Consider the following 15,257-nt stretch of genomic DNA (forward strand, 5'->3'; position numbering starts at 1 on the left):
TACAGGCAGCGGAAAGGCGAGGGATGAGATGGAGCGCAGAGAGATCGTGCACAATGCGTATGCGGTAGTCGGACAGCTCAGCAAGGGATACGACGGCATGATGAAGAATGAGAGCCTGCTCGGAAGGTTTGCCAACCGCTTTTTCTGGCAGCTTCGCGGGCCGCGCTACGAGTCGTTCGTCCGGCAGGCGTTCCAGGGGCTGCCGGAGGATTTTTCGGGCACGTTGCTCGAGGTGCCGGTCGGCACGGGCGTGCTCTCGCTGCCGCATTACCGCAGGATGAAGTCGGCGCGGATCGTCTGCCTCGACTACTCGGAACAGATGCTCGCACAGGCGATGGCGTCGCCTGAGGCGCGCGGCCTGCATCAGGTGGAGTTTGCGCGCGGTGATGTCGGCGATCTGCCGTATCTCGACAGCTCATTTGACTGCGTGCTCTCGCTCAACGGCCTGCACGCGTTCCCGAACAAGATGGCTGCCTTTTGTGAGACACATCGCGTGCTGAAGAAGGGCGGCACGTTTACGGGATGTTGTTACATCAAGGGGCAAAACCGGGTCACGGACCTCTTTGTCCGGGCGTTCTGCGTGCCGATGGGGTTCTTCACGCCGCCCTTTGATACGGCGGAGAGCCTCGAGGAACGGCTGCGCAGCATGTACCGGGAGGTCATGGTCACGCGGACGGGGGCGTTTGCGGGCTTTGTGTGCAGGAAGTGAGTGGTGGGGCTACAGCAGGGGCGAGGGGATATCTGTCGGCTTCGTCGCTCCGTTGAATGGTCCCCATGCGGGTGCGCGGGGCATTGGCGGTTCGCCGCCTGCCGCGGCGCTTTGACATCGCAGAGCCTTGACACGGCCTGCTTGGGGACCAGCCCTGCGGGCGGTCACTGCGCTCCTGCAGGCGACAGATATCCCCTCGCCCTGAGGTACGTTATCGCAAAGTGTTCTCCGGTCTTAGTGGGACGCGCGGCGACTGGCCCTTTGGGCGGTCGCCTTGCTTTTGCAATCGAGCAGCGTTATACGTTTCTAGTGAGAATGGAAAAGGCTTCCATCGTAGGTGATTCGATGGAAGCCTTTTTGTGTGCCTGTTAGGATTTTGTCGTGAGGGGGAAGGTCAGGGTGAAGGTGGTGCCCTGACCAATCTGACTCGTTACCTCAATGGTGCCGCCAAATAGTTCGACGAGGAATTTGACGAGGGAGAGGCCGATGCCGTTGCCGCCGGATTTGCGGGCGCGGGCTTTGTCGACGCGGTAGAAGCGGTCGAAGATGCGGGGGAGGTCATCGGGGGCGATGCCGATGCCGTTGTCCTTGACGGTGATGGTGGCGGTATCGCCCTGCTGCTCGGCCTTGACGTGGATGGTGCCGCCCTCCGGGGTGTATTTGATGGCGTTTTCGGTCAGGTTGTAGAGGATCTGCCCGAAGAGCTCGGGCGCGGCGAGGATGTAGAGGGGCATGGCGGTGGGCTCTTCGAGGAGGGCCTGCTCCTTGCTCTCGGCCTTGGTCTGCAGTTGCTCGATGGTCTGGTGCAGGGCGGTGTTGATCTCGACGGGGCGGCGCTTGATCTTGGTCTTGCCGTGGGTGCTGTCGAGGCGGGCGAGCTCTAGGAGACCCTTCATCAGGCGGTTCATGCGCTGGGCTTCGCGGTAGATGATGGAGATGAAGTGATGGCTGGCCTCTGGATCTTTGAAGTCGTCATCTAAGAGTGTCTCGGCGAAGCCGGAGATGGATGTAAGCGGCGTGGCGAGCTCGTGGGCGGCGTTGCTGACGAACTCGGATTGGCGCTGGTGGATTTCCCTCAGCAGAGAGATGTCGTGGAAGACGGCGAGCACGAGTTCGTCGGGGCCGTCGTAGAAGGGCGCGAGGAAGACCTGGTATGTCTTGCTGCGGATGGTCAGCGTGATGGTCTGCGCTTTGCCCTGGCGGCAGACTTCCTGCGCGGTCTCGGAGAGCTCTGCACTGCCGATGACGTGGATGCTGTGGCGGTGCAGGGCATTCCCCTGCAGCTGGAAGTCCTCTTCAGCCTGCCGGTTCGTGTCGACGATGAGGCCGCGTTCGTCGATGAGCATGATGGCGTTGTCGGTGTGGTTGAGGATCAGGCTCATCTTGTCGGCCTCGGCCTGCGACTCCTGGATCTTGGCGGAGAGGTTGCGCGTCAGCTGGTTGATGGTCTGCACGAGGGTGTCGAACTCATCGCCGCTCTGCCACTGCAGGCGCTTGTGGAGGTTGCCGCTGGCGATCTCCATGGCGTCAAGGCTCAGGCAGCGGATGGGCTGGACCTGCCGGTGCGCGAGCCAGATGGCGATGATGAGCGCGGCGAGTAGCGCGAAGAAGAGGGCGGAGAGGATGACGCGCAGGCCCGTGTGGTACGACTGTTCCATCGAGACGAGTGAGGAGGAGGTGCGGATGATGCCGATGAGCTGGCCGCCCCGGTAGACCGGGACCGCGACGTACATGAGGTTCTCGTTCAGTGTCTCGCTCTGCCGGATGGCGAACCCGTAGGGCTCCGTCATGGCCTGCTGGACTTCCTCGCGGTCGAGGTGATTGTTCATGGCCTGGTTCGGGTCAGCCGTGTCGCCGAGGACGGCGCCATCGGCGTCAATGACGGTCACGCGCAGGTCGGTCTTCTCGTGGAGCTCCTGCAGCGTCGTGTGAAGCCCGGATACGTCCCTGCTGTAGAGCTGGTCCTCCAGTGATGTCTCGATGATCTTTGCGTTGAGGATCAGGGCGTTTTTCTCCTGCTGCATCGTGTAGTCGCGGAAGTAGTTGAGCAGCAGGATGCCGAGCAGTGAGAGGGAGACGAGCACGATGAGTAAAAATGAAGTGACGAGGCGCCTTGTGATCTTGGAATGGAACATAGGTACATCTTCTTTCTATTTTCTGTCCACTTTCTGTCCACTTATTTTGCGTTCTTTCTGTTTTTTTATTCGACAGAGGCGTGGCTTTTCCTTCTATGTCTCGTTTTGAGATTGATATTGTCCATTGGTGAGATACAATATCTGTACACATAGAAAAGACAGTTGCAACTATTTCACCGGTGATATAGGCTGTATCCCCTTGTATACATGCGAATCCGGCGTTTTACATTCTTGACAGACATCCCGCCCTGGCGTAAACTGTAGTAGTGCTGTTATCCATGATGAGTGGACAGTGCGGATTAGGGGGATTTGTATGTCAGATGAAAACAAGACGCGGCGTCCGTATGCACCACGGATGTCGCCCCATCAGACGTACGAGGAGATCAACTCGTACGTTGTGTTCTGGGGATTATTTTTCTCGGTGCTCTTTGCTCTGGCGGTCGGCTATCTCTGCCTGAAGATCGGGCAGACGGTCGATGCCTTTGCACCCGTGTCGGTGCTGGCCATGGGCATGGCGGTACTCTTTCACCGCAGGAACGCCTTCCCGGAGACGGTCCACATCCAGGCCATCGCGAGTGCAGGTACGAATATCATCGGCGGCGCGATGTTCATCCTGCCGGCGCTCTACATCCTGAACATCGAAGATGTCTCGTTCCTCGAGATGGCCATCCCGATCGTGCTCGGCGGTGTGCTCGGCGTCTTTTTGGCGACGGTCTTCCGCCGCTACTTCTGCGAGGAGATGGACGGTGTCTACCCGTTCCCATCGGGCAGTGCGGCGGCGGAGGTGCTCGAGTCGGATGAGGGTTCGAAGGCGCACATCATGCTCGTGAGCGGTGCGGTCGCGCTCGTCTACGACTTCGTGCTCAACTCACTCGGCTGGTGGCAGGAACTCCTGACGACGACGACGTTCCACTGGGGCCAGGTGCTCGCGGACAAGTACAAGCTCGTCTTCAGTCTCGACAACGACGCGGCGCTGCTCGGCATCGGCTACTTCACGGGCCTGCGCTATGCGGCCATCATCGCGGCTGGCTCGTTCTTCTCGTGGCTCGTCTGCATCCCGGTCGCCTATTATCTCGGCGGCGACCACACGATGGTCGTCGGCGGCGAGACGATGCTGCTCGCCAATGCACCGGTCGACGCGGTCTTCTCGCAGTACGTCCGCCACATCGGCATCGGCATGCTCGCGATGTCGGGCATCATCGGACTGCTCTCGATGTCGGGTGTCGTCGTCCGCGTCGTCAAGCGCGCTGTCGCAGACCTCTTCTCGAAGGGCGCTTCTTCCTCGGGCATGCTGCTGCGCACGCAGCAGGATCTGCCGATGACGCAGATCGTCTTCGGCAGCCTGCTCATGACCATCCTGTTTGCCGTCTTCTTCCATGTGATGTGCGCCGAGAGCCTGACGCAGACCGTCATCGCGTTTGTGCTCGTCATGCTCTTTGCGCTGATGCTCTCGGTTGTCGGCATCAGCTCGATTGCCTTCACGGGCAATGAGCCGGTCTCCGGCATGACGATCTTCATGATCATCGTCTCGGCTGTCGTCATGGGCGGCGCGGGCATGGCGGGCAAGACGGGCATCATCGCGATCCTCATGATGGCGGCCTTCCTCTGCGCGACGCTCGCCGTCTCGGGCAACTTCATGTCGGAGCTCAAGGTCGCCTACATCACGGGCGCGACGCCGAAGAAGATGCAGCAGTGGCAGCTCGTCTCCATCGTGCTCGCGGGCGTTGTCTCGGTCGGCGTCGTCTTCCTCATGCATCACGCCTACGGCTTCACGGGCGAGGGGGCGCTGGCGGCGCCGCAGGCCAATGCGATGGCAGCCATCGTCAAGCCGATGATGGACGGCGGCGACGCGCCGTGGCCGCTCTATATGGCAGGCGCATTCTTCGCGGTCCTGCTCTGGATGATGAAGATCCCGCCGCTCGCCTTTGCGCTCGGCTCGTACCTGCCGATGGGCATCAACACGCCGGTCCTCGTCGGCGGCCTGATCTCGTACTTTGTCTCGCACAGCAGCGATGACGCAAAGGTCAACGCCAAGCGCCTCAGCGAGGGCAACACGGTCGCCTCGGGCTTCGTCGCGGGCGGCGCCATCGGCAGCCTCATCAGCGCGGTCCTGCACATCGCGGGCATCGACTGGTTTGCCAAGGCCTGGGCCGCCTCGCCTGCCGCAACGTTTGCGGGCATCGTTGCTTACTTCGTGCTCTGCATCTTCCTCTACGCGATGGCCAAGCACGCAGTCAAGCAGGACTGAATCTAGAACATATCGACGTGTAACGTCAGCAAGAGCCAGCTCCGGTGCGTTTTCCGCGCCGCGGGCTGGCTTTTGTGCTATACTAAATAGATAGTCTTAATTGAAAAAGAATCCGAAACGCAGCCGAAAGGAAAGGGATAGAAATGAATCACGCACGCCGCACGGGCATGATGGCGGCACTGTCAACGTATCTTATATGGGGCATCTTGCCGCTCTACTGGAACCTGCTCGCGCGGGCGGAAGCCAACGAGATTCTCGCGCACCGCATCGTCTGGTCATTCTTCTTCATGGTCATTGTGCTCATCGTGACGAAGCGCTGGCAGAGCTTTAAAGAGGACTGCCGCGCGCTATGGGCGGACAAGAAGCGCGGGGCCATTCTCTTGATGGCGGCTTTCGTCATCAGCCTGAACTGGCTGACGTACATCTGGGCGGTCAATCACGACCACGTCATCGATACGAGCATCGGCTACTACATCAATCCGCTCATGAGCGTGCTGTTCGGCATCGTGTTCTTTCGCGAGCGCATCTCGGGGCTCAAGAAGATCAGCCTCTTGCTCGCAGCCATCGGCATCGTGCTCATGACGTACCAGCTCGGCAAGCTGCCTTGGGTGGCCGTCGTGCTAGCTGTTTCGTTCTCGGTCTACGGTGCGTTGAAGAAGCAACTGCACCTCAATCCGTTCTCGAGCATCACGCTTGAGACGATGCTGATGATGCCGTTTGCTGTGCCGTACATCGGCATACTCATGGCGTCGCCTGTAAACCACTTCTCGCTGGCGACGCCGGACCTTGCTCTCTTTCTCATGGGGACGGGCGTGGTGACGGCGGTGCCGCTCGTGCTGTTCTCGTACGGGGCGAATCTCCTGCCACTCAATGTGCTCGGTTTCTTCCAGTACATCAGTCCGACGATTGGATTGCTGCTCGGGATTTTCTTCTTCCACGAGTCGTTCGGGATGGCGCAGATCACCTGTCCTTGGGCTTGTGTATTGGAAGATACTTTTGAATGGCAAAATGAGACGGTGAGATGTGAGCCTTGCCTCGGTACGTTTTCGTGTCGTTAAAAAGGTAAAATGAAAGGAAAGACTTTTATGGATGAGGAAAAGAATCGATTGGCGTCGGTCGGGCGGCTTTGTGATATTGTGGCGCGGCTCAGGGGGCCGGGGGGATGTCCTTGGGATGAGGCGCAGACGCATGAGAGCCTGAAGCCTGCCTGTATCGAGGAGGCGGCGGAAGTGCTCGGCGGGATCGATATCCTGCGCGAGACGGGCCGGGCGGAGAATCTCAAGGAAGAGCTCGGCGACCTTCTGCTGCAGGTGGTCTTCCATGCGCAGCTGGCACAGGAGAAAGGCCTTTTCTCACTGGAGGATGTCGCGCAGGCCGCGGCGGACAAGATGGTGCGCCGCCATCCGCATGTCTTCCACAAGCCGATGCTCGACGATGCGGGCAAGCCGCTGACGGGCTGGAAGGAGATCAAGGCGCAGGAGAAGAAGGGGCGCGAGTGGGAGGATGACTACCTGCCGCACGCGTTTGAGGAGGCCGCTGCTCTGATTGAGCAGGCGAAGAAGAGGAAGGGGATTTCATCATGATACGCGATATTGTACGCGATACGTTTTTCCTTGCGCAGCCGTCGGCTTTGGCGGAGCGCAGGGATGTGGCGATTGCCACGGACCTCATCGATACGCTCAAGGCGAATGCGGACCGCTGTGTGGGGCTGGCAGCGAACATGATCGGCGAGCGCAAGTGCATCATCGCCATCCGCATGGGACACGCCTATCTGGCGATGCTGAACCCGACGGTCGTCCGCAAGTCGAAGGAGACGTACGAGGTCAGCGAGGGCTGCCTGTCGCTCGACGGCGAGCGGCAGACCGTGCGCTATAAGTGGATTGAGGTGGAGTACCGCGACCTCAAGTTCAAGAAGCAGAAGCAGGTCTTCCGCGACTTCCCCGCAGAGATTGTCCAGCACGAGCTGGACCACTGTGCAGGAATCTTGATTTGATGCGGAGACAGGCATTGCTCTTAGGCGGGGCAGGACAGCAGGGAATGGCCGGGCAACGTTGCGCAAAGATGGACCAGGATGAAGATGTCCTGATACGAAAATAGCCTTTCTCATACACTATACAGATACGGGAAAGGCTTTATAGGCGATGTAAGCAGGACACAATGTGAAGTTGCCAGAATGATGAAGCCGACGGGGAGGGCTGGGCATAAGTGAAGCTTTCAGCGGTCTGCGTCAAGAACGGATTTTTTGCCGACCAGCTTCCTTGCAAAAGAGTGTCGTCCAAGCGAAGCGCGTTTCGCTCTTTTGCAAGGATATTTATTGGCAAAAAATCCGTTTAGCAGACCGCTGTGCGTAACGTTGCCCAGCCCTCCCCGTCGGCTCATGCTTATTTTGTCCCTTCGATGCAGATCCATCCGTGCTCTTCTTCGATGTGGACGGCGACGGAGCGGAAGCCTGCGGCGCGGAAGATGGCCTTGAAGGTCTCTGGCGTCGGATTGTAGAGGTGATAGTTCTTGATGTTCTCCTGGACTTCGGCGCTGAGGCCCGGATGGTCGTAGATCTCGGAGATGAGCAGGAAGGTGCCGCCCTGCTTGAGGACGCGGCGGACTTCCTTGAGGTTTTCGGGCGGATCGGGCCAGAAGTAGAAGCTCTCGACCGTCGTGATCTTGTCGAACGCATCGTCAGCAAACGGCAGTGCTTCGACCGAGCCCTCGCAGACCGTCATCTTGCCGGCGGCGATGTCGTCAGCATTCGTCTGGCGTGATGTCTCGACCGACGTCCTGGCGTAGTCGACGCCCGTCAGATGGCCGCTCTCGATGTGGCCGCTCATGCGGTGCAGGTTGGCCCCGCCGCCGCAGCCGATGTCGAGGACATCTTCGTTGCCCTGCCAGTGGAAGAAGGAGAGGCCCCAGGCCGTGAGCTCGGCGTGGCTCTCGTTCATGCGCGCGAGCATCTTTTCCCCGGCTTCTCCTGTCGGCTTTGCCGGATTGCCCGCCGTCGTGATCTTTTTCTGCTGCATCATCTCATCCTTTGTCATGTCTGTTCATCCTTTCGACCGGTATCATCGGATTTCGTTTCAATTTGTTTTTGTTCTCTTTATTGTAGCGGATAGCGGGCACAAAGGCAAATCCGTGCAGCATCTTGCTTTTGCCGCGAATCCCTGCTATCCTACAAGTGAATCTGCTGAATCTGCAGTATTGTTTTGTCAAGAAAGAGTGGAGGGATATCATGGCAGTACAGTACAGATGGGCTACGCTCGGCTGCGGCGTCATCGGTCATCAGCTCGCTGAGGCGATGCAGAAGCTCGGCGGCAATCTCTACGCCGTCGGCAACCGCACGCACGCGAAGGCTGTTCAGTTTGCCGAGCAGTACGGCATCGGCAAGGTTTACGACAAGATCGAAGACATGTTCCAGGATCCGGACGTCGACATCATCTACATCTCGACGCCGCACAACACGCATATCAAGTACCTGCGCCAGGCCCTCGCCGCCGGCAAGCATGTGCTCTGCGAGAAGTCCATCACGCTTAACTACTACGAGCTCGAAGAGGCGGTCAAGCTCGCGATGGAACATCATCTCGTGCTCGCCGAGGCGCAGACCATCTACCACATGCCGATCTACCGCGCACTGCGCGAGCGCATCGACCGCGGCGATTTTGGCCCGCTGCGTCTCATGACGCTGAATTTCGGCAGTTACAAGCCGTATGATATGAAAAACCGCTTCTTCAACCGCAGCCTCGCGGGCGGCGCCATGCTCGACATCGGCGTCTATGCGCTGTCCTTCGCGCGCTGGTTCATGAGCTCCTGCCCGCAGGAAATCGCCACCCAGGTTCTCTACGCGCCGACCGGTGTCGACGAGCAGGCCAGCATGCTCCTCAAGAACGAGCAGGGGGAGATGGCGACCGTCATGCTGTCGCTGCACGCCAAGCAGCCGAAGCGCGGCATGATTTCCTTTGACAAGGCGTATGTCGAGCTCATGGAGTACCCGCGCGGCGACAAGGCGGTGATCACCTGGACGGAGGACGGCCGCAAGGAGGAGATCGTCGCAGGGGAGATGGCCAATGCGCTCTGCTACGAAATCGAGGATATGGAGCGCACCGTCGCGGGGCAGCGGGATTTCATGCATCTCGACTACACCGTCGACGTCATGGCCCTGATGACGAAGGCCCGCCAGGACTGGGGCATGCGCTATCCGGAAGAGGAATGACAAACGGTCGAGTGTGAGCAGCCATATGGAGCAAGCATATTTTCAAAAATATGCTTGCTTTTTTTGTGGTCACATGGTATGATATCCCTGTAAACGATATTAATTATCATTAGTTAAAGCTAAAAACAGTAAATTAATGGCCCGTTACGGGCATCAAAAGGAGGAGTATCTTATGTCATTGATCAACAAAGAAGTCAGCGAGTTCTCGGTGAAAGCGTACCAGAATCATGAATTCCGCACCATTACGAAGGACAATCTTCTTGGCCAGTGGAGTGTATTCTTCTTCTATCCTGCCGATTTTACATTCGTCTGTCCGACGGAGCTTGAGGATCTGGAGAATCACTACGATGCCTTCCAGAAACTCGGCTGTGAGATCTATTCCGTCTCGTGCGACACGGAGTTCGTCCACAAGGCATGGCACGATCATTCGGAGCGCATCGCCAAGATCACGTATCCGATGGTAGCCGATCCGACGCACGCCCTGGCGCGCGACTTCGAGGTGCTCATCGAGTCGGCCGGTCTTGCAGAGCGCGGGACCTTCATCATCAATCCGGAGGGGAAGATCGTCGCTTATGAGATCAATGCGGGCAATGTCGGCCGCAATGCCGATGAGCTGCTGCGCAAGGTGCAGGCATGCCAGTTCGTCCACGAGCACGGGGACGAGGTCTGCCCGGCAAAATGGCAGCCGGGTGCAGAGACGCTGAAGCCGAGCCTTGACCTCGTGGGAGCGCTCTGATGGCGGAAGCATCCGTCAAAGCTCCTGCACGGGAGCTTTACGACGTCATCGTGATTGGCGGCGGTCCGGCAGGCCTTACGGCAGCCATCTATCTGGCGCGGGCCTGCTACCGCGTCCTGGTGATTGAAAAGGAACACTTCGGTGGCCAGATCACCATCACCGACCGCGTCGTCAACTATCCGGGCATTGCTTCCATCAGCGGAGCGGCCCTGACGGAGAACATGCGCCAGCAAGCCGAAGCTTTTGGCGCAGAATTCAAGCTGGCCGAGGTCACTGCTCTCGACATGAGCGGCGATATCAAGACCGTGCACACCACACAGGGCATACTCTCCTGCTTCGGCGTCCTGCTCGCTGCCGGAGCGCGCCCGCGCTCTGCAGGTTTTGCCGGGGAGGAAACCTTCCGCGGCCGCGGTGTCGCCTACTGTGCGACGTGTGACGGCGAATTCTTCCGCGGCAAACAGGTCTTTGTCATCGGCGGCGGCTATGCGGCGGCTGAGGAGAGCGTGTTCCTGACGAAGTACGCGTCACATGTCACCTGCCTGGTGCGCGGCGATGATTTCAGTTGTGCTAAGGCTACGGCCGATGAAGCGCGCAATCATCCGGACATCACCGTGCGGACACACACCGTCGTGGAGTCCGTCGAGGGAGATGGCCTGCTGCGCCGTCTGACCTGCCGGGATACTGAGACGGGGGAGGTCAAGACGTATGATGCGGGGAAGGACACATTTGGCGTCTTCGTCTTTGCCGGCTATGAACCGGCGACCGAACTGGTCCGGGGCATTGCAGACCTCGATCCGAAGGGATATGTGATCACGGACGCGTCGATGAAGACATCCTGTGATGGCCTCTACGCGGCTGGCGACATCCGCATCAAGCCGCTGCGCCAGTGCATCACGGCGGCTGGCGACGGGGCTCTCGCTGCGACGGAACTCGAGCGTTACGCGCTGCAGATGCAGAAGAAGACGGGCATCCGCCCGCTGCGCCCTGCTGCTGCCGTGCCGGAGGAACCTGCGGCAGCAGCCGCTTCCAGCCAGATCTTCCAGCCGGAGATCGTCAAGCAGCTGCAGACGGTCTTTGCCCGCATGGACCGCAGCCTGGAACTGCGCCTTTACCTGGATGATTCGGCCAAGAGCGGCGAGCTCGCATCGTATGTAGACGAGCTCGCGCGCCTGACGGATAAGCTCCAGGTCGTGCGCGTGCCGGCGGAGGAGGCGGCTGCCGAAGGCGAGCGCCCCTGCGTCCGCGTCTTTTGCGGCGGCGAGCCTGCCGGTATCGCGTTTCACGGCGTGCCGGGCGGCCATGAATTCACTTCCTTTGTGCTGGGACTCTACAATGCAGCAGGGCCGGGACAGGCCCTGGACGAATCGCTGCGTCAGCGTCTGCTCGACTGGGATACGCCCTGTCATCTGCGCATCTTCGTCAGCCTGTCCTGCACGCTCTGCCCGGAGCTCGTCACAGCAGCCCAGCGCCTCGCAACCCTGAATCCCAGGATTACGACGGATGTCTACGACCTCAATCTCTATCCCTCGCTGCGCGAGGCGTATCAGGTCATGAGCGTGCCGTGCTTCCTAATCAATGAGGACGGTCCTCACTTCGGTAAGAAGACGGCCGCGCAGCTGCTCGACCTGATGGAAGCGAGTCGGGCCTGAGTCCATACCCATATCCATTCCTATTTCAGAACGAGAGGCTTTCTGCCTGCCGACTGTGCCGGAGGCAGGGGGCCTTTTTCACGTCTGTGCACATTTCGCGCTTCTTCGCGTGTTTTTATCCCTATTTTATCGCACTCGTTCGCCGTACTTCGCAAAATGTGCATCGTATAAAAATTTTTGTACTTTATTTGCGTGCCTGGTTTACATTCTTTCTGTAAGTGCTATAATACAAAACAATCTCATCTGTATTTTGTATTCATATTTTACATTCAGAAAGGACGTATGCATGATGGAACAAAAGAATCCTTTTAAAATGCCAAAGGTACTCTGGTTTCAGCTGTTCCTGCTGGCACTCGGCTATGCGTTTTACTCGGCGAACCGCCTTTCCTTCGGCGTCGGCCTCAAGGCTGTTGCGGCTTCGCTGTCGCTGACCGCCGTCCAGCTCGGCACGATTGGCACCATCTTCACCCTCGGGCAGGCACTCATCGATATCCCTGCCGGTTACCTCGCGGACCGGTTCGGCCGCAAGCGCATGCTGATCTTCGGCATGGTCGGCCTCGGCTGCATGACCACTTGCGTCACGACTTCGGCCAGCTTTGCAGGAGCCGCCTTGTGGCGTGTCTGCTTTGGTATTTTTGAAGGCTGCTGGAATATCGTCATGTACTCGGTAGCCGGCTCGATCTTCCCGGCCGCCCGCGCCATGCTCAACGGACTCATGATGACATTCTACTCCATCGGCGCATATGTCGGCCCGACGTATTACGGCTGGAGCCTGGAGCGCACGGGTGACTGGAGCGTCGGCCTGACGCACATGGGCATCGCCACCGTCATCTTCGGCCTGCTGTTGATCTTCGGTTTCAAAAGAAAGTATACGGATACCTCGACGGACATCAAGCGCATTCATCTGATTGAGGCAATCCGCACGGTCGGCTTCAACAAAGTCGTCTGGCTCGGTGTCCTGATTCAGATCCTCAACATCATCCCGTATTGGGGCTTTGCTTCGATGGGCCCGTACCTCTTCATGACGTATAAGGGATTCAGCCCGACAGAGGCCGGCTCCTTCTTCGGCGCCATCTACGGTATCGGCGGCCTCAGCGGCGTCGTGCTCGGCTTTTTCGCCGACCGCTTCGGCCGCAAGCCGACCATCATCTGCCTTTCCGGACTCAACGCACTCTGTGCGTTCCTGATCTTCCACGTCATCCCGCAGAGTTCCGCGGTGCTCTACATCGTCGGCGGCCTCATGGGCATCGGCCTCCACGCCATCTACGTGCTCGGCTACACGATTGCCCAGGATGGCGTCAGCACGAGCCAGATCGGTCTGGCCACCGGCATCGTCGGCGCTTCGAGTTACTTCCTCTCGTTCTTCTCAGGCCCGCTCATGGGCTTCCTGACCACGACGCTCGGCCACGTCGCCGCCCTCGACATCATCGTCGTCGCCTTCGAGGCCTGCCTCTTCATCGTCGCCCTGCTCATGAAAGAGACGCAGAACCGCCATCTCCACGAAGAACACGAAGCCTGATCCATACGGCATATCGAATTAAAAGAGACGCATTCCAGCGTCTCTTTTTCTATGCCAATCCGCAGCGTCCTGTGCAGTCTGCTGAGATGTATACTGTGAAAAAAGGAGTTATTCTTGTGCGGGGAAATCGCGTTGCTCATGCGAAATTTTTGACAAAATGGAATAAAAGACTTTTTTCTGGGCCGGGATAGTGTTATAATAGGGAAAATTTCAATTATTTATTATACGATAAAGGACAGGTGTAAAAGAATGGCTAGAACGGTAAATTACGAAGCGAAAATAGAAACCATCGAGGCGAAGATCCAGAAGAAAAAAGACGAGATCAAAAAGCTCAAAGCTGAGCTCGAGGAGGTCAAGGCAAAGAAGGCTCAGGCCGACTACAAGGAACTTCTCGACTACATGAGTGAACACGACATCTCCGCCGAGAAAGTGCTGGATGTCATCAAAAACTGAGTGCATGACAAAAGAAACAAGATCTAAAAAACAAGCTCTATTGTGAAGAGCTTGTTTTTTTGTAGCCGTCATCCTGCATTCGCTTCCTGGGAACTGTAAAAAAAATTTCTTTTTGACATATTGACTTTTTGACCAATATGAGTATAATAAGAATTGTAAAGAGGATAAGGGAACCGAGAGAAAGGGTCCGAGGTCCTCGATACAAATATCAAATGGTTTTGAATCGCCGCCTGATGCTCATCAGAAGGTGGCAGCAAGACGTTGAAAGGGGTTTTTGATTATGTTTGGTTTGGTTCCATTTGTTTCCAACAATGATCTTCAGAAAGAAGAGAACGTATTTGATCGCCTCATGAATGTCTTTGATGAACCGTTTATGCAGAGCTTCCATACTCCGGAATTCAAGGTTGATGTCAAAGACAACAAGGACAGCTATGACCTCACGGCTGAGCTGCCGGGCCTCAAGAAGGAAGACATCTCACTTACGTACAACAACAACTATCTGACGATTGCCACGAAGAATGAGCAGTCGAAAGACGAGAAGGACGATAAGGGCAACTACGTCCGCCGCGAGCGCAGCCAGAGCAGCATGAGCCGCTCGTTCTACATCAATGATATTGATGAGAGCAAGTGTACGGCAGAATACAAGGATGGTATCCTTTCCGTCCATATGCCGAAATCGGCCGAGAAGGCTGCAACGGGTCATACCATCAACATCAATGGCGCCGCTTAAGCCCGAGCGTGAAACTGCTTAAAGTTTGACCAACCAAACACCGCGTGCCGCGTTCAAGCGGCCGTCGGTGTTTGCTCCATATGCAAGGGACGTCTCTTAAAAGAGTCAGCGTATTGCTGGCTCTTTTTTTGTGCGCCCAAGGCATGTGTATTTTTCTAGCCATAGCTGGTGATGCAATATTTCTAGTGGTATAATAATCGTAATAAATCACAAGAGAGGTGCAGGCATGGAATACTGGGATATTTATGACAGGGAGAAGCACGTGACGGGGCGCAGGATGATCCGCAATGACTGGCACATGAAGCCGGGGGACTATCATCTGACGGTTCTGGCGCTGATCTGCAATCGGGCAGGGCGCATCCTCATCACGCAGCGCAAGGCGGATAAGGAATGGGCTCCGCTGAAATGGGAGATTCCCGGCGGCGGCGTCCGGGCCGGGGAGCGCTCGGAGGAGGCAGTGCTCCGGGAGGTGGCCGAGGAAACAGGGCTTCACTTCACGATGGAGCAGGGCCGCTGCATCTACACGTACCGCAGCGACAGCCCGGCCGAGCAGAACAATTATTTCGTGGACATCTATGAATTTTGGGGCGATTTTACGCAGGCGGATGTCCGGATCCAGGACGATGAAGTCGAGGCGTTTCGCCTGGCCAGCCCGCAGGAGATCGGTGCGCTGGGTGAGCGCGGGGACTTCCTGCACTACCACCGGCTCGAGAGCTTGCTGGTTCGTCCGAGATCCTCGGAAGAAGAGGCATGACGCTCCATGTGCCCGTTCCTGCCAGTGGGACGGCTGACTCATGGAGCTGGTGAGCGATTGAGCCCCGGCCAACCCGATTTCGGCACGTCTTTGATTTTAGTCAAGGAAATTTTCAGCAACACC

The 15,257-nt window shown here is 57.8% G+C and carries 14 protein-coding genes; 12 read left to right on the top strand and 2 right to left on the bottom strand.

Annotated features, from left to right (window positions below; translation table 11 throughout):
* Nucleotides 1-28 precede the first annotated feature (28 nt).
* Complete coding sequence (locus tag B2X55_RS07410) at nt 29-709, top strand: class I SAM-dependent methyltransferase (RefSeq protein WP_286821551.1); 681 nt, start codon at nt 29-31, stop codon at nt 707-709.
* A gap of 368 nt (nt 710-1,077) precedes the next feature.
* On the opposite strand, the gene B2X55_RS07415 is transcribed toward B2X55_RS07410, so the two are convergent.
* Nucleotides 1,078-2,844, bottom strand: a complete 1,767-nt coding sequence (locus tag B2X55_RS07415) for an ATP-binding protein (protein WP_286821553.1) — start codon at nt 2,842-2,844, stop codon at nt 1,078-1,080.
* Nucleotides 2,845-3,157: 313 nt separating this feature from the next.
* Here B2X55_RS07415 and B2X55_RS07420 point away from each other — a divergent pair, with 313 nt between their 5' ends.
* The 4 genes from B2X55_RS07420 (at nt 3,158) to B2X55_RS07435 (ending at nt 7,085) form a co-directional block, all read left to right on the top strand.
* Nucleotides 3,158-5,092, top strand: a complete 1,935-nt coding sequence (locus B2X55_RS07420; RefSeq protein WP_286821554.1) for an OPT family oligopeptide transporter — start codon at nt 3,158-3,160, stop codon at nt 5,090-5,092.
* 143 nt (nt 5,093-5,235) lie between these two features.
* The gene (rarD, locus tag B2X55_RS07425) at nt 5,236-6,150 is read left to right on the top strand and encodes an EamA family transporter RarD (protein WP_286821555.1); all 915 of its coding nucleotides are present in this window, start codon (nt 5,236-5,238) and stop codon (nt 6,148-6,150) included.
* A 27-nt stretch (nt 6,151-6,177) separates the two neighbouring features.
* Nucleotides 6,178-6,675: a MazG nucleotide pyrophosphohydrolase domain-containing protein gene (locus B2X55_RS07430; protein WP_286821556.1), complete on the top strand. Its 498-nt coding sequence runs from the start codon at nt 6,178-6,180 to the stop codon at nt 6,673-6,675.
* Nucleotides 6,672-7,085: a peptide deformylase gene (locus B2X55_RS07435; RefSeq protein ID WP_055162883.1), complete on the top strand. Its 414-nt coding sequence runs from the start codon at nt 6,672-6,674 to the stop codon at nt 7,083-7,085. Before B2X55_RS07430 ends, B2X55_RS07435 begins: the two co-directional genes overlap by 4 nt.
* 388 nt (nt 7,086-7,473) lie before the next feature.
* Here B2X55_RS07435 and B2X55_RS07440 read toward each other — a convergent pair whose 3' ends face one another.
* Entirely contained in the window at nt 7,474-8,124 is a 651-nt protein-coding gene (locus B2X55_RS07440) for a class I SAM-dependent methyltransferase (RefSeq protein WP_055162881.1), read from the bottom strand.
* A gap of 191 nt (nt 8,125-8,315) precedes the next feature.
* Here B2X55_RS07440 and B2X55_RS07445 point away from each other — a divergent pair, with 191 nt between their 5' ends.
* The 7 genes from B2X55_RS07445 (at nt 8,316) to B2X55_RS07475 (ending at nt 15,134) form a co-directional block, all read left to right on the top strand.
* Entirely contained in the window at nt 8,316-9,293 is a 978-nt protein-coding gene (locus tag B2X55_RS07445; RefSeq protein ID WP_286821558.1) for a Gfo/Idh/MocA family protein, read from the top strand.
* Nucleotides 9,294-9,465: 172 nt separating this feature from the next.
* Nucleotides 9,466-10,029 (top strand): alkyl hydroperoxide reductase subunit C, encoded by a 564-nt coding sequence (gene ahpC, locus B2X55_RS07450; protein WP_055162877.1) that lies wholly within the window; start codon nt 9,466-9,468, stop codon nt 10,027-10,029.
* Complete coding sequence (locus B2X55_RS07455) at nt 10,029-11,678, top strand: FAD-dependent oxidoreductase (RefSeq protein WP_286821559.1); 1,650 nt, start codon at nt 10,029-10,031, stop codon at nt 11,676-11,678. The genes ahpC and B2X55_RS07455 overlap by 1 nt, the downstream gene beginning before the upstream one ends.
* Before the next feature lie 313 nt (nt 11,679-11,991).
* On the top strand, nt 11,992-13,197 hold the full coding sequence (locus tag B2X55_RS07460; protein ID WP_286821560.1) for an MFS transporter: 1,206 nt from the start codon (nt 11,992-11,994) through the stop codon (nt 13,195-13,197).
* A gap of 249 nt (nt 13,198-13,446) precedes the next feature.
* Nucleotides 13,447-13,650 (top strand): protein kinase, encoded by a 204-nt coding sequence (locus B2X55_RS07465; RefSeq protein ID WP_255240742.1) that lies wholly within the window; start codon nt 13,447-13,449, stop codon nt 13,648-13,650.
* A gap of 280 nt (nt 13,651-13,930) precedes the next feature.
* Nucleotides 13,931-14,380 (top strand): Hsp20/alpha crystallin family protein, encoded by a 450-nt coding sequence (locus B2X55_RS07470; protein WP_270528379.1) that lies wholly within the window; start codon nt 13,931-13,933, stop codon nt 14,378-14,380.
* A gap of 226 nt (nt 14,381-14,606) precedes the next feature.
* Nucleotides 14,607-15,134, top strand: a complete 528-nt coding sequence (locus tag B2X55_RS07475; RefSeq protein ID WP_286821561.1) for an NUDIX hydrolase — start codon at nt 14,607-14,609, stop codon at nt 15,132-15,134.
* Nucleotides 15,135-15,257 lie beyond the last annotated feature (123 nt).

Source organism: Mitsuokella sp. UBA4253 (genome assembly GCF_002395285.1).
Classification (GTDB): domain Bacteria; phylum Bacillota; class Negativicutes; order Selenomonadales; family Selenomonadaceae; genus Mitsuokella; species Mitsuokella jalaludinii.